The sequence below is a fragment of the Myxococcus sp. MISCRS1 genome (genome assembly GCF_026626605.1).
Taxonomy (GTDB): domain Bacteria; phylum Myxococcota; class Myxococcia; order Myxococcales; family Myxococcaceae; genus Myxococcus; species Myxococcus fulvus.
Genome location: NZ_JAPNKB010000001.1, coordinates 3,815,419 through 3,833,917, shown reverse-complemented (window position 1 = coordinate 3,833,917; position 18,499 = coordinate 3,815,419). Strand labels below are relative to the sequence as shown.

The following is an 18,499-nucleotide window of genomic DNA, read 5'->3' as shown; positions in this document are numbered from 1 at the left end:
TCTCGAGGGGAAGGGGCACGGCGGGGAGTCGAGCGCGGGCACGCTAGCTGGCGAGTCACGCGCGTGGCGCCGTGTCGTCAGCGGTGTGCTCGTGGGTGGACACCTGCCGGGATGGGGAGCGGACACTCAGGGGCCGGGCGGGCGAACGCGTCGCCCCTGGCACCGTGCGCGCGTCGCGCGGCTGACGGAGGTTGGTGGGGGCAGGCGAGGGCGCGCCGGAAAAGGAGGAGGCGAGATGCGCGAGACGCGAGGTGCGTTGAAGGTGGGCTCGTTGCGCGGCATTCCCGTCCGCGTGCACTTCTCGCTGCTGCTCGTGTTGCCGTTGCTCGCGTATGTCTTTGGCGGCGCGTTCCGGCGGGCCGCGGAGGTGGCGGCGGTTCCGGCGGGGCAGCTGTGGGGCGCGCCGTGGGCATGGGGGCTGGCCGTGGCGGTGGGGCTGTTCGTGTCGGTGTTCGTGCACGAGCTGGCGCATACGTTGTACGCGTTGGCGCGGGGCGGGCAGGTGCGCTCGATAACGCTGATGATGGTGGGCGGGGTGTCGGAGTTGTCGGAGGCTCCGCCGAGGGCCCGGGACGAGGCGCTGATGGCGCTGGTGGGGCCGCTGACGAGCCTGGCGCTGGCGGGGCTGCTCGCGTTGGCCACGTGGGGCGTGGCGGGCACGGGCTCGTTCAATCTGCAGTTCGCGTGTTTCTACCTGGCGAGCCTGAACCTGTTCCTGGGGGTGTTCAACCTGCTGCCCGCGTTCCCGATGGATGGCGGGAGGATTCTGCGGGCGTTGCTCGCGGGGCGGATGGGGATGGTGCGCGCGACGCAGGTGGCGTCGGTGGTGGGGCGGGGGTTCGCGCTGCTGTTCGGGGTGTGGGGGCTGGCGACGTTCAACCCATTCCTGATGGTCATCGCGTTCTTCATCTTCATGGGCGCGGATGGCGAGGCGAAGCAGGTGCGGATGAAGGCCACGTTGGAGAAGGTGCGGGTGGCGGAGTTGATGACGCCGCGCTGGATGGGCGTGGACGTGGGGGCGTCGCTGGAGGAGGCGCTGTCGGAGTTCCGGGTGGAGCGGCGCACGGCGTTGCCGGTGACGGAGGACGGCAGGCCGCTGGGGCGCGTGGCGGTGGAGGCGGTGCGCGCGGTGCCGGCGGGGGAGCGGACGCGGCGGCAGGTGCGCGAGGTGATGCGCGCGACGCCGGTGGCGCGGCTGGAGGAGGACGGGTGGCAGGCGCTGCGTCGCATGGCGGAGGAGGAGTCTCCGCTGCTGTTGGTGGTGGACGCGGACGGGCGGCTGGCGGGGACGCTGGAGTTGGGCGACGTGGAGCGCGGGTTGACGCTCTTCCAGAACCGGGAGGAGCGGGCGGAGCGGGATGCACGGCGGTGGCGCGAGGAGCGGCCCGCGTGAGCGGTCTCGAGGGACTGGCTCGCGCGGGACGAGACGGCGCGACTCCGGTGTGAGGGAGCCCACCGGAGCCGGGGGGCGAGGCTCAGTCGAGGTTGAAGTAAACGTCGTCGATTTCGCCGTGGTACTGGTCGTTGTTGTTGCCAACGCTCTTGGCGCCCACGTTGACGGCCTGGCCCGTGGGGCTGATGTCGTAGGTGGCCGGGAGCAGCGCGCTGCCGCGCGCGACGTTGTCCACGAGGATGGTCAGCGTGGTGCTGGTGCGCTGGCAGGCGACCTTGTGCCAGGCGCCATCGGCGACGCCCACCGACGATTTGACGATGATGGGATTCACTCCGCCCGTGGTGCGGACCACGCAGCTGGGTCGGCCCTGCACGGCGTCATCGAGCTGGAGCTTCCACTGGGCGGTGCTCGCCAGCCCCTTCTGCACGAGGTTGGAGCCGTGGGCCGTGGAGAGGTCCCCGAACGAAGCCCTGCGCGAACTCGTTCTCTGTGCCCTCTCCAGAGACTGCGACGAAAAACACGAGAAAAATCCTGGGGTTAGGCGAAGTCGGGAAAATTCGGGGGCCGATTGAGTCTCCGCAAACTTCACTGCGGCTTTTTCCCCGAGTAGCGCGGATTGGGGAGGGCGTCCAGCATCCTTCAGCAGGGGAGGCTGTGTGGGGATGCATCGTACTGGGCAGGGGGGCATGTGGGACTTCATGCCCCCCTGTGAACGGCGCCATTCGCTCCAGCGCGTCTGACCCTTCCCGTAAAGACCCTGGCTCGCAGCTCGGCCGCAGAGAAGAGGGTAGCTCAGAGCGCCGATTCGCCCCTCTCCCCGGTTCTCACCCTGAGCGCGTCCTCAACATGGGAGACGAACACCTTTCCGTCTCCGACGTTGCCCGTATGAGCATGCCGCTGGATGGTGGCGAGCGCGGTATCAACGAGTAAGTCCGGGATGACGAGGAGGAGCATGACCTTGGGCAGATAGTTGAGTGACCCGTGTGCGCGGGCCTCCATGCCGTTGTGTCCGCGCTGGTGGCCGAAGCCGCGTACGTCCAGCGCGGTGATGCCACCCACACCGGGGATGGCTTCAAGCGCGTCGGTGACTTCACTGACCTTGAAGGGCTGGATGATGGCCTTGATTTCCTTCACGCAACACCTCCTTCGGCGACGGGGGAGTGTCCCGTGGGCGCAGGGGACTGCTCTGGAGGGACGGGGACTACCTTGGGGTTGCCGCGGTCGAACCAGGTGTAGACAGTGGGCAGTACCAACAGCGTGAGCAGCGTGGAACTGAAGAGCCCGCCGATGACGACGGTGGCCAGCGGCTTCTGCACCTCGGCACCCGCTCCGCTGGAGAACGCCATGGGGAGGAAGCCCAGGGAGGCCACCAACGCCGTGGTGAGGACCGGCCGTAGGCGCACGTGGGCTGCATCATGGGCTGCTTGGGCAGGAGACAGGCCGTCCTGACGCAGCTTGAGGATGTAGGCCACCAAGACCAAGCCGTTGAGCACCGCGACTCCGAAGAGGGCGATGAAGCCCACCGCCGCGGAGATGGACAGTGGCATCCCCCGCGCCAGGAGCGCCAGCAGCCCACCTGTCACCGCGAAGGGGATGTTGAGGTAGATGAGAAGGGCCGGCCGCACCGCGTTGAACGTGGTGTAGAGCAACACGAAGATGAGGAAAAGGGTGAGGGGCACTACGAGTGCGAGGCGGCTCGACGCGGACTGAAGGTTCTCGAATTGTCCGCCCCAACTCACCCAATAGCCTGCCGGCAGCTTGACCTCGCGCGCGATGACAGCCTGTGCCTCCGTGACGAAGCCCTGGAGGTCTCTCCCGCGCACGTTGGTCTCGATGGTGAGTCGTCGCTGGATGTTCTCCCGGCTCACCTGGGCGGGGCCTTCCTCTACGACAATGCGCGCGAGCTGTGAGAGCGGGATGAGTTGCCCGGAAGGGCTGGCCACCCGGATTCCCTCAAGCTGCTCCACGCTTTGCCGAGCGCCCGGTGCGAAGCGCACCTGGAGCGCGAATCGCCGCTGGCCCTCCAGCACCGTTCCCACCTCTTTGCCACCCACGGCCTCGATGGTGTCCAGCACCTGCCGGGCGTTGATGCCATAGCGGGCGATGGCCTGCCGGTCTATCTGGATGCGCGCGACGGGGAGGCCCGCCACCTGCTCGGCCTTGACGTCCGCGGCGCCCGGGACTTTGGCCAGCGCGGCGGCGAGTTTGTCTCCCGTCTGTTTCAGCACGTCCAGGTCCTCGCCATAGAGCTTGAGCGCCACATCCGAGCGCACGCCGGAGATGAGCTCGCTGACCCGAAGCTCGATGGGTTGCGAGTAGCTGAAGAGGGTGCCGGGCACCTCCTTCGTCAGCGCTTCGTTGAAGCGGACGATGAGCCCCTCGCGGTCCTTCGCCGTTGTCCACTCCTCATGGGGTTTGAGCATGACGAAGATGTCGCTGATTTCCACGCCCATGGGGTCTGTTGCGATCTCCGCGCGCCCCGTTCGGGAGACCACGGTGGTGACCTCGGGAAAGCGCTTGAGCACCCGTTCGATGAGGCCCGTCTGTCGCACCGACTCCTCCAGCGAGACCGAGGGCACACGCCAGGCCTGCAACGCGAGGGCTCCCTCATCCAGCCGGGGAATGAACTCCGCACCCAGGAAGGGCACCGTGGCCAAGCTCACCGCGAGCAGCCCGCCAGCGATGCCCACCACCACCCCGCGTCGCCGGAGGCACCAGGACAGAGCGGGCTCGTAGACACGGCGCGCCCCGCGGACGATGAAGCTCTCCTGCTCCTTCGCCTTTCGGGGAAGCAGGACGGAGGCGAGGGCCGGGATGAAGGTGAGTGACAGGACGAAGGCTCCCGCCAAGGCGCAGATGACCGTGATGGCCATGGGCTTGAACATCTTCCCCTCGATGCCGCTCAGGGCGAGGATGGGCAGATAGACCACGCCGATGATGACTTCACCGAACGCGGCCGCCTGTCTCACCTCCACCGCGCTGCGATAGACGACTTCGTCGCGCTCCTCACGCGTGAGGGCGCGGCCCAGCGTGTGGCTCTGCTCCGAAATGTGCCGCACCGCGTTCTCCACGATGATGAGCGCGCCGTCGACGATGAGGCCGAAGTCGATGGCTCCCAGGGACATCAGGTTTCCTGAGACGCCCAGCGCCCGCATCCCGATGAAGGCGCAGAGCATGGACAGGGGAATGGCCGCGGCGGCCAGGAGTCCCGCGCGTAGGTTTCTCAGCATGACGAAGAGCACGACGATGACGAGCAGCCCGCCCTCGACGAGGTTCTTCGCCACCGTTTGGATGGTCTTCCGGACCAGGTCCGTGCGGTCGTAGAAGGTATCGATGGTGACGCCAGGAGGCAGGGTGGGGCGGATCTTCTCCACCTCGGCCTTCACGTCGTTGACCACCTCGCGCGAATTCTGCCCGATGAGCATCATCACGATGCCCGTAACGGCCTCGCCCCGGCCGTCACGCGTCACCGCGCCCTGACGGACCTGTGGAGCGAACGCCACGTTGGCCACGTCTCGGACATAGACCGGGACTCCTTGTGGCGACGTGGAGAGGACGATGCTGCGGATATCATCCAGCGTCTCCACAAGGCCTTCGCCACGGATGAGCACCTGCTCCGGACCGCGTGCGATGTACGCGCCTCCGGCGTTGGCGTTGTTCTCCTCCAGGGATTGGAACACCTGGCCCAGAGACAGGCCGTAGGCCGTGAGCCTGGAGGGGTCCACCTGCACCTCATAAGTCTTGAGCTCTCCGCCGAAGGCGTTGACCTCGACGACGCCGGGCACGGCACGTAGCCGCGGGGAAACCTGCCACTCCAGGATGCTGCGCAGCTCCATGGGGCCCTGGCCCTCGCCCCGTACTTCGAACTGGTAGATTTCTCCCAGGCCCGAGGAGATGGGCCCCATCTCCGGAGAGCCGTAGCCTTCGGGGATGCTTTCGCGCGCCGCTGTCAGCCGCTCCTGTATGAGCTGCCGCGCGAAGTAGATGTTCACTTCGTCCTTGAAGACGACGGTGACGACGGACAGCCCGAACTTGGAGACGGAGCGAATTTCCTCGGTGTCCGGCAAGCCGCTCATCGCGGTCTCGACGGGCACGGTGATGAACCTCTCCACCTCTACCGGCCCAAGGCCCGGTGAGGACGTGAGGATTTGGACCTGCACGTTGGTGACGTCCGGTACCGCGTCGATGGGAAGTGAGCGCAGTGCGTTGAGGCCGAAGCCGATGAGCACCGCCGTCAGGATGAAGATGAGGATGCGGTTCTTGATGGAAAAATGGATGAGCCTGTCGAACATGGCGCCCGCCTAGTGGGAGTGGCCCTCGCCCATGCTCTCCTTCGAGAGCTCGGACTTGAGGATGAAGGCTCCTTGAGTGACGAAGGAGGTACCGGGCTGAAGACCTGAGAGGATTTCCACGTCCTGGGCGGAACTGGCGCCAGTCTGGACCTCGACGGGGCGGAAGCGGTTCTCGCCGGCTGGGACGAAGACCACCTGCTCTTCGCCGACCTTTTGCACGGCCTCTCGTGGGACAACGATGCGTGTGGGCGAGGCGGAGCCCGAGTCTCGTGTCTCTCCCGAGGTGGTGGCGATTTCCGCCTGGGCGAACATGCCCGGCTTGAGCGCCCCATCGGTGTTGGACACCACGACTCGTACCGGAATGGTGCGAGTCTTCTCATCAACGACGTCTCCGATGTAGTCCACGCGGCCCGCGAAGCGCTGGCCCGCCCGTGCTTGGACGGTGATTTCCACCGGCTGACCGGCATGGACCTGCGGGAGCTGAGACTCCGTCAGGTCCAACTGCACCCAGAGTTCCGTGAGGTCCGCCACCGTGAAGAGGGACGTGGCCGCCTCCACCGCCTGGCCCACCGTGCCCGAAATCTCCACCACCGTGCCTGTCAGTGGGCTGATGGCCGGAAAGCGCGAGCTGTAGTGCTCGTTGCTACGCAGCGTGCTGATTTCTCCGTCGGAAAGGCCGAGCGCATGAAGCCGGCCGTCGGCGGCGTTGCGCTCCGCCTCGGCGGTGACGAAGGTGCTTTCCGCCTCGCGCATGTCCCGCTCGCTGGTGATTCCTTTAGCAAGCAGATCCTTCTCCCGGCGGAAGTTCTGCTCCGCCACGCGCGCCTTGGTCGCGGCGGAGAGGTAGTCCGCTCGCGCCTGGCCAAGCTCAGGGCTCTCGAGATGGCCCAGCACCTCCCCCTTTTTCACCTTCTGGCCGAGAGCTACCTGGATGGTGGCGAGTCGTCCTGGAACGCGGGAGGCCACTCTGGCTACGCCTTGCTGGGTGAAGGTGATACGCGCTGGCACGATGAGGCCGGTTACGAGGGGCTTTGCCTCTGCCTGGGCCAACTGGAGCTGCGCCGAGCGCAGCGCCTCTGGCGTGAGGGTGATGACCTCGTCATGTTTTTCTCCCCCCTCACCATGGGTTTCGCCTTCTTCCTTCTCGTGGTCGTGGCCCTCTTCTTCGGCGTGGGGCTTGCCCTTCGTCTCCTTGCCGGACGGGGCCGTCTTCGCTTCATCGGAGGGGGGGGCGGCCTTCTTGTCGGAGCAACTGGCCAGAAGAAGGGCCGCCGCCAGGACGATGGACAGATTCGTGTGAACGTTCATTGGATGTTCCCCACCACTTTCTTGAGTTGGGCCTCCGCGGCGTTGAGTTCCTCAAGGGCCTCGATGTAGCTACGGCTCGTATCGAGGGCCTCGCGCCGGATGATGAGCAGCTCCAGGAAGTCCACCTTCCCGGCCCGATAGGCCTCATTGATCAGCTTTAAGTTCTCTTGCACGGCCGCCATCACATCGCCGCCGAACACCTCCGCGGCTGACAGGGCAGTGCGGTAGCGCTCGAGGGCGAGCACCACCTCGGAACGCACGAAGCGTTCGGTGGCGGCGAGCGCCCGCTCCGCCTGGGCCGCCCGTGCCGTGCTAATCCCTCGCGCCGCTTGGTTGCGGTTGAAGAGGGGCAGGTCGATGCCGAGTGTGCCTTGGACGATTTGGGCGTCCTCCTCCTGGCTGTAGCTCACCCCCAATCGAGGGCGGGGTAGCGCCCCCCGGCTGGCGAGCCGGACCTCTGCCTGGGCTGCCTCCAACTCGGCCTTGGCTGCCTTGAGGTCCGCGCGTTGCGCCGCCGCTCGCTCCAGGAGGACGGAAAGGATTGGGGGCGCGGCCGCCTCCGCGCGCAGGTTCCCTTCGGGTGCGATGTCCTCAGTTGGTTCGATGCCCAGCAGCAGTCGCAGCTCTCCGAGGGCCTGCGTCCGGCGCTGGACGGCGCGAACACGGGCACGCTGGGTCTGGCCCAGCGCCACCCGCGCGGTGTTCACTTCGATGCGAGAGGCGGCTCCAGCCTGCAGTCGCTGCTCTGCGGCATCCCGGCCCTGCTCTGCGAGTACGAGTGCATCATTGGCCAGTTGCAGTTCCTGCTCGGCCGCGAGGGCCCTGCCGAAGGCTTGGCGCACTTCGGCCGCGAGCTCTACCTGAGAGACCGCGAGGCGCGACTCGCTCGCGGAAAGTGTCGCCGCTGCGGCGTCCCTGCGCGCTCCGCGCTGGCCGAAGAGTTCCAGTTGTTGGCTCACCCCGGCGCCCACGTCGACGTTGTTCCCACTCGCGCGAAAGCGTGGGCCGATGGCGACTTGTAGGTCCGGATTGGTCTGGAACAGGAGGGATGCTCCCGAAAGCTGAGCTCGAGCTGCGGCGGCATCGGCCTGGGTGGAAATGAGTCGGGGGCTGCGTTCGAGTGCGAGTGCCACAGCTTGCTCCATCGTGAGAGGGCGGGCCGCGAAGGCCGGCACCGCGACGAGCAGGAGCGGGAGCAGACTTATGAGACGGATTGATGGAGACACGACGCTCACCAAATTGAAAAGAGGTAGGGCCGCGCCTGGGCTGGAGGATGTGCGGAACCGGCGGAGTCAGACCGTCAGGACGCGAGCACACCTGCAGCGTCAGCCGCAGCTGATGAGTGGATGAGAGATGGCCCAAGGCCGGCGCCGCGCATGGCGGTACCGGGCACGCCTGAGCAGGCACATGCGTCCGGTCCGTTCGCGCGTCATCGGCGCGAAGGCGCGGCCTATCTCCTGGTCTCTCGAAGCGAGAGTCCCCGTAAGCGTGCGAGAATTGCCGCACGCGCATGGCCGCAGGACGTCACGGCCACAGCACGGCTGGAGGTGGAGGGGCGCACGAACCGGCCGTTAGGCCGATATAGGCGGACGCAGGAGGCGGGGACGCACTTCCTCGGCCGCCTCCTGGTTCTGCCCGACAATCTTCGGCGGTTTGACCGTGATGGCCCAACCCGGTGACGGCAGGGATTCAGGAATGACGGACTGGCTGGGGCAGCACCCGCAATGGTGCTCGGTTGGGCCACAGCCGTGCTCCCGGCTGGACTCTCCCAGGTCTGACTCGTCCGCAATGGAGTGCGCGAGATGCCCGGACGCCGCGTAGTGAACGGCCATCTCGACGGCCTCCCCGAAGGAAGGCACGAGGCCGTTGACCAGCACGATGAACATCAGAAGGCGCAGCACGGTGTCTTCGTAGTGACTTTAGTGGAAGAAGGCAATACGGCTGGTGGTCACGGTTTGCTGGCGCACGGATTCACCTCGTTCAGGGGGCCTGCCTGGGGGGCCCTTGCCCTTCCTGCCGGGCAGCTTCTTGGAAGATGGCCTGGAGGTCCCCTGGAATGGGCATGGGCGTGAAGATGCCCACGTTGGCGCCTCCGGTGTTGCCGAGGGGAGCGCGCCCGAGCCAGGAGCCAGGGGCGGCCAGCAGCAATCGGGGCAACTGTCCGGCCAGCTCGCTCAGGTTTCCTCTCCTCCATGCGAAGCAGAACATGGCTCCGTGGACCTGAAGATGAGGCCACGCGTGGGCCTGGCTCAGAATGTGAGCGCGTTCCAGCGAATGCCACGCCAGTTGGAGGTGGCCTTTGGCCTCGGCCTCGGAGGCTTGTCGCAGTTCCTTCTCGAAATGAATTCGCAACTTCGGTTCCATCAAGGCGCCTCCTTCTGATGCGTCAGTGACACGCAGCGCAGGTGTCCTCGCCCCGCCACGCTTCCCGGCCTTCCTTCACAAGGAAGAGCGTCATCCCAAGGGCGGCCACTGGGTCCGCCCACCACCAACCGAAAGCCGCGTTGAGGCCGATACCACCCAAGGTGATGAGGGACAGCCACCAGCACGCAGTGGTCTGGAAGGCATCGGCTTCCATGGCGCGGCTGCCCAGGGCCACGGCGGTCCGCTTTTTCGCGCGCGCGAGCCACATCATTACCGCCAGTGAGACAGTCGCAAGAATGAGGCCGACGAGGCTCGTCTTGGGCCGCTCGCTGTTCAGAAGCGATGTCGATGCTTCCCATGCCACGAATGCGGCCAGCGCGAAGAGTGACAGTCCGATGAGCCGGTGCGCGCGGCGGTCCAGTTGCTCCAGTTCCCCGGGAGTGCGCCGAGCTCGCCGCTCCGCCGAGAGGCGCCACAGCATGATGGCTGCGGAAGTGCTCTCCACGAAGCTGTCCACTCCGAAGCCGAGTAGCGCCACGCTGCCGGCAGCGAGGGCTGCGGCCACGGCGATGGTGCCCTCGATGAGGTTCCATCCCACGGTGACCAGCGTCAATGCCTTGGCCCGTTTGAGAAGCGGCAGTCTTCCGTCGGGCAAGGTGGCCGTCTCAGACATGATTTTCCTCTCCAGGGTGCGCCACGACAGGCTCCTCGGCGGGCGCGATGTTGCAGCAGTTGGAAAGCTGCCCCGCCTCCACCTGGAGCGTGACGTGCTCGATGCCGAACTCATCGTGGAGTTGCCGCTTCATGCGGTCGAGGAGCGGGTCGTCCAGTTGTATCCCCCGAACGACGAGATGCGCGGTGAGGGCCGCCTCGGTAGTGCTTATGGCCCAGACGTGCAGGTCATGCACGTCGACGACGCCAGGTGCTCGGCTCAGCTGCTCCCGTACCAAGGTCATGTCGATGTTCTGCGGCACTGCATGCAAGGCGAGATTGACGGAGTCTTTGAGTAGTCCCCATGTCCCCCAGAAAATGAGGACTGCGATGAGGAGCGTCACCACGGGGTCGAGCCATGCCCATCCGGTGAAATGGATGAGGGCGCCGGCCAGGACGACACCGAGCGACACTCCTGCGTCCGCAGCCATGTGGAGGAATGCACCCCGGATGTTGAGGTCGTCCTTGCGGCCCTTCCAGAAGAGCATGGCCGTGGCGGTGTTGATGATGATGCCCACCCCGGCTACCGCCATGATGGTGACGCTGGAGACAGGAGCGGGCTCTCCGACGCGCTGCACAGCCTCCCATCCGATAGCGCCCACGGCGACGAGCAGGAGGAGGGCATTGAGGAGGGCTGCCAGGATGGACGAACTGCGCAGACCATAGGTGTGGCGGGCTGTCGGCTTTCGCCTGGCCAGGATGCTCGCCCCCCAGGCGAGCATCAACCCGAGGACGTCGCTCAGGTTATGGCCGGCATCCGCCACTAGCGCCAGAGAGTTGGAGATGACGCCGAAGGTGGCCTCGACAGCAACGAAGGCCAAATTGAGGGTTACACCGATGGCAAATGCCCGTCCGGGTGAATCGGGTGCGTGACTGTGGGAACCTGACATGGGCGTGGGTGCCTCCAGAGTGAAAACAGTTCCGCTGCACACTCCTTTTCCGGTGTGCCAGCAGGGACTTCCTGAAATCTACCTGGGCTGACGAACGGATTTGCCCAGGGTTACACCTCCACGTTTTTGTCGCGCGCGGACGCTGACGAAGCGGCCCCGCCAGCGCCCGATGGGAGTGCACGCCTTCCCCGACCTCCGAATTCTCATGGCTGCCTGGAGCTCAGCTCCGGTTTCTTCGCCGTCGAGCAGGCGAAGGGGACCGCGCCCGCAGTGCTTGGGACGCCAACCACCCTATGGGAGCGCCCACTGTGAATCCCAAGAAGAGGCAGGCCGCAGCGAACGTGATGTCGGCGCGGGGTTCGCCCCAGTTGTAGATGAACAGGCTCGTTCCGAGCGCAGTACCAGCCCAGAGCGCGTATCGGCGGAGCTGGAGGCGGGCTTGAAGCACCGAGGCTGTGAGCAGCACGAGGCCCGCAGCCCAGGATACGAGAAGGGGGGGCCACCGGTTGCGGTAGAACTCCACGCGCAAAGGGCCTTCAAGGCTCCCCTCCAACTGCTCCACCGTCAGCGCGTGTACGCCTCGCGGGATGGAGCCTCGCTGATGGAAGCTCAATCGGTTGCGCCAGACATGGGTGCGCCCGCGCTTCGCCCGGATGTAGGTACGCGACCGCTCCAGCGTCCCACGTATCATCTCCTCCATTCCCGCTATCGAAAACAGGATTTCGGTGTCGCCTGTTTGGGCGAGCCTGCCCCTCACCACGACGAGGACCCTTCCATTCACAGAAGGAGGGAGGGGGATGCTCTGTCCCTTCTCCGTCACTTCGACGGCAGCAAGTGGCTGCCCAGGCAGAACTGTTTCGAGGGCGGGTAGGGCAGCCAGCACGAGCACGAGGACCATCACGAATATGGACGCGGTGCGCGCCCAGCGCGCTTTCGTGCCACGCCAGGCTTCGTGCAGCATCGCGCCGCAGAGGCCCAGCGCCGCAACGGCGATGAAGGCGGCTGCAGCGTCGCCATCCGCGAGGCGTTCCATCATAGGGGTGGGCATGTGCTGGTCCGGTCCCGGGTGCGATGCAGGGCTCTCATCTCAGGCTGGCTCACATGGACAGTCCACGCAGCCTCGCTCGCAGCAGGAGGGGCCGCAGGACTGCACCAGCCTCCTGCCCAGTGCCTGCCGGGCCCGGTGCAGGCGGACCTTGGCGTTCGTGGTGGTGATGCCAGCCGCTTCGGCGAGCGCCGCGAGGCTCTGACCTTCTAGATCCACCCTGCGCAGGGCCTCCGCGTACTCTGGCTTCAAAGTGGTGGTGAGGGCAGAGATGCAGGCGCAGACGGTTCTCTCCAACTCGGTCGCCTCCTCAGTGGAGAGCAACCTGGCACTGCCCCATTCGCGAAGCGCGCGCTCTTTGCGCTCCTGTCGCCGGTAGCGGTCAATGAGGGCGTTGCGCAGAAGCCGGTAGAACCATGGCACCGCGCTGTCTTCCTGGCGCAGGGGGCTCCCACACTCAAAGCCCGTGAGGAGCGCGGCCTGGAGGACCTCTTCGGCCCCCTCGACGCTACCGATGCGTGGCGTTAGAAAGGCAAGGAATCGCCGCCGATTCTGGAGCAGGAGCGTGAGGGGCTCTGGGCTCATGGGCTGGACCTTTCAACTCGCCGCACGGGTTGACTCCCCTTCGGGTGCCTGCGTAACGCCGGCCCGCTCAGAGGGGCTCAGGAGGGGTGCTTGCCGCCCACCCCCGAACACGGAATAGAGGACCGGAAGCACGACCAGGGTGAGCAGTGTGGAGGAGAGGATGCCGCCGATAACCACGGTGGCGAGTGGTCGCTGGACTTCCGCTCCCACGCCTGTGTTGAGAGCCATGGGCAGAAATCCGATGGCGGCTACGGCGGCCGTCATCAGCACGGGCCGCAGGCGTGAGAGGGCCGCTTCGCGGATGGCTTCGCTCAATGCGTGGCCTGCATCGAGGAGGGAGCGCACGCGTGAGACGAGCACCATGTCTCCCAGCACCGACACCCCGGAGAGGGCGATGAAGCCCACCGCGGCGGAGATGGAGAAGGGCAGTCCCCGCAGCAGGAGCGCGAGCACTCCGCCCACCAGTGCGAAGGGCACGCCCGCGAAGATGCGCACGGAGTCGAGGACGCGCCGGTAGGTGAGGTAGAGCAGGAGGAAAATGAGGGCCAGGGCTAGCGGCACCACGATGAGCAGGCGCGCCTGGGCACGCTCCAGGTGCTCGAATTGTCCGCCGAAGCGGAGGTAGTAGCCCGCGGGCAGCTCCAGCTTCTCGTCAAGCGCGTGGCGCACCGCCTCGACAAAGCCGCCGAGGTCTCGGTCGCGCACGTTGGCCTGCACGACGATGCGGCGCTTGCCCCACTCGCGCTGGAGCGTAGTGGGCCCGGACACCTCGCGGATGCGGGCAAGCCGCCCCAGCGGCACGCGTGCACCCCCTGGCCCCGTCACCGGTATGGTGGCCAGCTTCGCCGGGTCATCCCGGTACTCCGCGGACAGACGCACGGCCAGGTCGAAGCGCCGCTCGCCCTCGCGCACCTCGCCCACGCTCCGGGTGCCCACCGCCTCGACGATGTCGAGCACCGCACGGGTGGAAATGCCATGACGGGCCACGGCCTCTCGGTCCACTGTCACCTCGAGCACGGGCTGGCCCGTCAGCTGCTCCACGGTGACGTCGGCGGCGCCTGGGATGGCCTTGACCACGCCCTCAATCTCACGGGCCTTGGCCTTCAGCACGTCCAGGTCGTCCCCGAAGAGCTTGATGCCCACGTCGCTGCGCACGCCTGCAATCATCTCGTTGACGCGCATCTCGATGGGCTGGAGGAATGCCATGCGCATCCCGGGCAGGTCCGCCAGCTCCGCCTTCATCTCCGCCACGAGTTCGTCCTGAGTGGAAGCTCGCCTCCAGGCCTCGCGCGGTTTGAGGGTGATGAAGACGTCGGACAGCTCGATGCCCATGGGGTCCGTGGCCACCTCCGCCGTGCCGGTGCGCGTCCACACGCGCTGAACCTCGTCAGGAAACCGGGCGAGCAGCACCTTCTCAATCTCGGTGCCATAGCGGACGGACTCGGTGAGGGACACCTCGGCCAGGCGCACGGTGTTGATGACGAGCGTGCCTTCGGAGAGGCGCGGAACAAACTCGCTGCCGAGCTGCGTGGCGGCGATGAGTGCACCCACGACGAGGAGCCCCGCGCCGGCGAGGACGGCCCGAGTGTGGGTGAGGGCCCAGTCGAGGACCGGCTGGTAGCAGCGCTTGAGGAAGGTGACGAGGCGCGGCTCGCGGTGGTGCCCTCCGCCACGCTTCAAGGCGAAGGATGCCAGCACCGGCATCAACGTCATGGAGAGCAGCGCGCTGCCGAGCAGGGCGAAGATGACGGTGAGCGCCATGGGGCGGAACAGCTTTCCCTCCACGCCCTCCAACGCGAGGATGGGCAGGTACACCACCATGATGATGAGCTCACCGAAGAGGGTGGGCCCGCGCACCTCGACGGCGGCGTCGCGCACCACCTCGAGGATGGACCGACTCCCCCTGGCCTCGGCGAGCCGCCGCTCCGCGTTCTCCACGAGGATGACGGAGGAGTCGACGACGAGCCCGAAGTCGATGGCCCCCAACGACATGAGGGTGCCGGCGATGCCGAAGCGCAGCATCGCGTTGAAGGCGAACAGTAGGGACAGGGGAATGGCCGCCGCGACGATGAGCCCCGCGCGCCAGTTGCCCAGAAAGAGGAAGAGGACGGCGATGACGAGGAGCGCGCCCTCCAGGAGGTTGGTTCGCACCGTGCGCAGCACGTGGTCCACCAACTCGGTGCGCTCGTAGACGGGCTCCACGGAGACGTCTTGGGGCAGGGTGCGCTTCACCTCGTCGAGCCGTTGCGCCAACGCCTTCGTCACTGTGTGGGAGTTCTCCCCCACCAGCATGAAGCCCAGGCCCAGGACGGCTTCGCCTTCACCGTCGGCCGTGGTGGCGCCCCGGCGGATTTCATGGCCCACCTCCACGCGGGCCACATCCCGGATGCGCACGGGCACGCCGTTGTGCGCCGCGACGACGACGTCCTCGACGGCCTTGCCGTCCTCCAGGACACCCACGCCGAGGACGAGGCTCGCCGCGCCCCCGCGCTCCACCATGCCGCCCCCCACGTTCGCGTTGTTCTCCTCCAGCGCGCGGTAGACGTCCTGCAGCGAGAGATTGAATTGCTGTAAGCGGCGCGGCTCCACGACGACGTGCCACTGCTTCTCCTGGCCGCCCCAGGCATTCACCTCTGCCACGCCGGACACGCTTCGCAACTGTGGAGCGATGACCCAGTCATGCAGCGTGCGCAGCTCCTCGAGGCTCTTCGTCCGGCTCTTGACGAGGTAGTGGAAGACCTCGCCCAGGCCTGTGGCCACCGGCCCCATCGTCGGGCGCTCGATGCCCGCGGGGACGGCGACCCGGCCGAGCCGCTCGGCAACCTGTTGCCTCGCGAACCACAGGTCCGTGCCGTCGCTGAATTGGAGCGTCACCTGGGACAGGCCGAACTTGGAGATGGAACGCAGCTCGCTGACGTGGGGCAGGCCCGCCAGCGCCTGCTCGATGGGGATGGTGAGCTGCCGCTCCACCTCGATAGGGGTGAGGGCCGGGGCCATGGTGTTCACCTGCACCTGCGTGGGCGTGGTGTCAGGGATGGCGTCGATGGGCAGTGCCCGGAAGGCCAGCAGGCCCGAAATGACGAGGGCCAGGGTGCCAAGGAGGACGGCCCAGCGGTGTGCTAGGGACCAGTCGATGACTCGGGTCAGCATGGGACTATTCGCCTCCCTCTGTCTCGCAGCAGCCCGCACCGATGGACTCCTTGAGGATTTCCGTCTTGAGGAGGAAGGCGCCAGTGGTAACGACTTCCGCACCAGCGGAGAGTCCCTTCACCACGGCGACTTCTTCACGGGTGCCGGCACCCAGCTCCACCACGACGGGCTCATAGAGGCCCGCGCCCTTCTTCACGAAGACGAGCGCGCGGCCCTCGGCGCGTTGGATGGCCTCGCGGGGGACCAGCACGGACTCCTGCTCGGCGGTCACCTGCACCCTGGCGCGGAGGAAGAGCCCCGCCTTGAGGGCGCCGTCCGGGTTGGGCAGCTCCACGCGGGCGCGCACGGTGCGGGTGGCCGGGTCCACGGAGGCGCCCACGCGGGTGAGGGTTGCCTCACGCGTCTCGCCGGGCATGCTCTCGAATGAGAGCGTGACGCGCTGGCCCGCGCGCACCATTCCCGCGTCTGCTTCGGGCACCTCTAGGAGGGCCCACATGGTGTCCAGGTCAGCGATTTGGAGGAGCGTCTGCCCCGCACCCACCTGCCTGCCGGGGACGGCGTCACGTGCCACCACGGTGCCGGAGAAAGGCGCCGTCATCACGTAGGTCCCCTGCTGGCTGCGGACGGAGGCCCCTGCGGCGGTCAGGGATGCGCGGGCCGCGTCGCGCTCGGCCTCGGCCTCGGCCACCTCCGCCTGGGCTTGCTCCAGGTCCTTGCGTGCGCTGATGCCCCGCTCGACGAGCGACTGCTCGCGTGTGAGCGCGGCGCGCGCGACTCCAAGCCGTGCCTGGGCCGATGAGAGGCGCCCCTGGTCTGTGCCTACGGCGCCGGAGGTCATCACCACGAGGGGTTGCCCGGCCTTCACCTCGTCGCCGACGTCCACACGGACTTCCAGAACCAGTGCCTCGCTTCGGGCCGACATCTGAGCCAGCCGGTTGTTGTTGAAGGCGAGCTGGCCAACAACGTCCAGAGTGCGGGCAAAGGGCCGCTTCTCCACGCGACGTGTCTGGATGCCGGCCTCTCGAGCGGTTTCGGCGGAGGCGAGCCGAACGCGCGTTCCTGGCTCGGGGAAGGTGGGCGGCTCCGCGCCCGCCGCCTTCACCAGCTCAGGGTGACAGTACGGACAGACGGATTCCGGAAAGCCGTGCTCCCGGCAGTAGTCGCCCGCCTCGATGAACTTCGCGACCAGCGCCGGGTTGCACTTGGTGCACTTCGACTCGGGGACGGAGTGCTCCTTGCACCAGTCCTTTGGCGCGGTGGGCTGTGTGGTGAAGGTGAGGTTCGGGTTGCACTGGAGGCACTGGGACTCTGGCACTCCGTGCTCCTCGCACCAGTCGTCTTGCGCCTTGAAGACGTCGATGAGGTCCGGGTTGCACCGGGTGCACAGCTCCGCCGGCACCTTGTGTTCGCACAGATGTAGGGACTGCAAGGGTCCGGAAGCGCCTCCCGCGGCGGCCGGAGGCGCGGAGGACTTCTCAGCCACGGCGGGCTTCGACTCCTTCGAGCAGTTGGCTGCGCCCAGCGCGAGCAGGGCCAACAGCATCACCGGACCGACGCGGGAGGCTGGCATCATCTACTTCACGCCCTTCTTGGAGAGCGCTGGGTTGCAGATAGAGCACTGGGACTCAGGTCGCTCGTGCTCCGCGCACCAGTCGCCCTTGGCCTTGAAGACGGCCGCGAGCTTCGGGTTGCAGCGAGTGCACAGGGACTTTTGGACGCCGTGCTCACACTTGGGCCTCTCAGCCTCAGCGGTCTGGGACTTCTCGGTGGGCTTGGGCTCCTCGGCCAGCGCGGGGAGGACGGGAAGGGTGAGAAGCGAGACGACGATGGACATGGTGCGCAACGAACGCATGAGGAAACTCCAGCCGGGGCAGTCGCCCACGGCGGTGAATGCCCGCGCGAGAGTGCGCGGAGAGGATGGACAGGGCTTCAGGCGAAGAGGACGCGCATGCGCACGCACGGACCCGGTAGGGCTCGCGCACGGCACACGTCTCCCGTGAAGGGAGGCGTCAGGCTCTAGGCGGTTGGAAGATGTCGGTAGCGGTCCCGGAGAGGACCGGCTCGTCCACGCGGCTGGGCACCAGCGGCGGTGTGGGCGCGGCCGCGAGGTCCCCCATGACGGGAACCGGAGCGGGGGCTGCTCTCAGCGGGCAGCATGGGCACAGGACGCAGCTGGGGGCGCAGTCCGTGCAGTCATCGCCTTCATCCTCCATGCAGTCGGCGTGCGTGTCCGAAGCGAAGGCCAGCGTCTGGAAGACGCCGCCCGTCGTCAGGACGAGGAGCACGACCATGAGTCGCAAGAGGAGCTGCATCCAGTAGGTGGCTTACAAAGGCCCAGGGCAAGTGTCAATCCGCCGAGCCGGTCGCCCGGATGGCACGCTCGCGGGTCAACCTTTCCAGGAGGCGTCGCATGGCTCTGGAGTCCCAGTCCCGTGGGCCAGGGAAGCGGGCGACCAACTGCCCTTCGACGACGAGGATGCTCGTCGGGAGCTGCTCCACCCCGTACTCGCGGGCGACCTTCTCGCCCACATCCAGGCGCAGGCGGAGTTCCGGCGGGGGAGGGCCTTCGAAAAATGATTCCACTGCCTTGAGGTCCGCATCGTGGCTGAAGACGACGACCCGAAGTCCCTCGGGAGGCGACTCGGCCAGGGAGAGGAGTTGGGGCGTCTCCTCCCTGCATGGAGGGCACCAGGAAGCCCAGAAGACTACCAGCAGTGCGTGTGAGCCCGGTGCGTCTGCGAGCATCGGTGCAAGTCCATCA

At 66.9% G+C, this 18,499-nt stretch carries 16 protein-coding genes; 1 reads left to right on the top strand and 15 read right to left on the bottom strand.

Going from position 1 to position 18,499, the window contains the following annotated elements:
- Positions 1 to 235: 235 nt before the first annotated feature.
- The gene (locus tag OWM54_RS14820; RefSeq protein WP_267697922.1) at positions 236 to 1,393 is read left to right on the top strand and encodes a site-2 protease family protein; all 1,158 of its coding nucleotides are present in this window, start codon (positions 236 to 238) and stop codon (positions 1,391 to 1,393) included.
- Positions 1,394 to 1,475: 82 nt separating this feature from the next.
- Here the strand turns inward: OWM54_RS14820 and OWM54_RS14815 are convergent, their stop codons facing one another.
- From OWM54_RS14815 to OWM54_RS14745, 15 genes are all read right to left on the bottom strand, one after another.
- A complete protein-coding gene (locus OWM54_RS14815) occupies positions 1,476 to 1,820 on the bottom strand; it encodes a laminin G domain-containing protein (RefSeq protein ID WP_267697921.1) in 345 nt (114 codons plus the stop codon).
- 365 nt (positions 1,821 to 2,185) lie between these two features.
- Positions 2,186 to 2,527, bottom strand: a complete 342-nt coding sequence (locus OWM54_RS14810) for a P-II family nitrogen regulator (protein WP_176435908.1) — start codon at positions 2,525 to 2,527, stop codon at positions 2,186 to 2,188.
- Positions 2,524 to 5,685, bottom strand: coding sequence for an efflux RND transporter permease subunit (locus OWM54_RS14805; RefSeq protein WP_267697920.1), 3,162 nt, complete (start codon positions 5,683 to 5,685; stop codon positions 2,524 to 2,526). The genes OWM54_RS14810 and OWM54_RS14805 overlap by 4 nt, the downstream gene beginning before the upstream one ends.
- Positions 5,686 to 5,694: 9 nt before the next feature.
- Positions 5,695 to 6,993 (bottom strand): efflux RND transporter periplasmic adaptor subunit, encoded by a 1,299-nt coding sequence (locus tag OWM54_RS14800; protein ID WP_176435907.1) that lies wholly within the window; start codon positions 6,991 to 6,993, stop codon positions 5,695 to 5,697.
- Positions 6,990 to 8,126, bottom strand: coding sequence for a TolC family protein (locus OWM54_RS14795; protein ID WP_267697919.1), 1,137 nt, complete (start codon positions 8,124 to 8,126; stop codon positions 6,990 to 6,992). Before OWM54_RS14795 ends, OWM54_RS14800 begins: the two co-directional genes overlap by 4 nt.
- Before the next feature lie 438 nt (positions 8,127 to 8,564).
- Positions 8,565 to 8,894 (bottom strand): hypothetical protein, encoded by a 330-nt coding sequence (locus OWM54_RS14790; protein ID WP_223738401.1) that lies wholly within the window; start codon positions 8,892 to 8,894, stop codon positions 8,565 to 8,567.
- 79 nt (positions 8,895 to 8,973) lie between these two features.
- Positions 8,974 to 9,357 carry a DUF3703 domain-containing protein gene (locus OWM54_RS14785; RefSeq protein ID WP_267697918.1) on the bottom strand — a complete coding sequence of 128 codons (384 nt, stop codon included), beginning with the start codon at positions 9,355 to 9,357 and terminating at the stop codon, positions 8,974 to 8,976.
- A 22-nt stretch (positions 9,358 to 9,379) separates the two neighbouring features.
- On the bottom strand, positions 9,380 to 10,030 hold the full coding sequence (locus OWM54_RS14780; RefSeq protein WP_267697917.1) for a cation diffusion facilitator family transporter: 651 nt from the start codon (positions 10,028 to 10,030) through the stop codon (positions 9,380 to 9,382).
- Positions 10,023 to 10,958, bottom strand: a complete 936-nt coding sequence (locus OWM54_RS14775) for a cation diffusion facilitator family transporter (protein ID WP_223738404.1) — start codon at positions 10,956 to 10,958, stop codon at positions 10,023 to 10,025. Before OWM54_RS14775 ends, OWM54_RS14780 begins: the two co-directional genes overlap by 8 nt.
- A gap of 220 nt (positions 10,959 to 11,178) precedes the next feature.
- On the bottom strand, positions 11,179 to 11,994 hold the full coding sequence (locus OWM54_RS14770; RefSeq protein ID WP_267697916.1) for a hypothetical protein: 816 nt from the start codon (positions 11,992 to 11,994) through the stop codon (positions 11,179 to 11,181).
- 51 nt (positions 11,995 to 12,045) lie between these two features.
- Positions 12,046 to 12,588, bottom strand: coding sequence for an RNA polymerase sigma factor (locus OWM54_RS14765; protein WP_267697915.1), 543 nt, complete (start codon positions 12,586 to 12,588; stop codon positions 12,046 to 12,048).
- 12 nt (positions 12,589 to 12,600) lie between these two features.
- Positions 12,601 to 15,738 carry an efflux RND transporter permease subunit gene (locus tag OWM54_RS14760; protein WP_267697914.1) on the bottom strand — a complete coding sequence of 1,046 codons (3,138 nt, stop codon included), beginning with the start codon at positions 15,736 to 15,738 and terminating at the stop codon, positions 12,601 to 12,603.
- 4 nt (positions 15,739 to 15,742) lie between these two features.
- Positions 15,743 to 17,308, bottom strand: coding sequence for an efflux RND transporter periplasmic adaptor subunit (locus OWM54_RS14755; protein ID WP_267701130.1), 1,566 nt, complete (start codon positions 17,306 to 17,308; stop codon positions 15,743 to 15,745).
- A 3-nt stretch (positions 17,309 to 17,311) separates the two neighbouring features.
- Complete coding sequence (locus OWM54_RS14750; protein ID WP_267697913.1) at positions 17,312 to 17,590, bottom strand: hypothetical protein; 279 nt, start codon at positions 17,588 to 17,590, stop codon at positions 17,312 to 17,314.
- Positions 17,591 to 18,084: 494 nt separating this feature from the next.
- Positions 18,085 to 18,483, bottom strand: a complete 399-nt coding sequence (locus OWM54_RS14745) for a TlpA family protein disulfide reductase (protein WP_267697912.1) — start codon at positions 18,481 to 18,483, stop codon at positions 18,085 to 18,087.
- Positions 18,484 to 18,499: the final 16 nt, after the last annotated feature.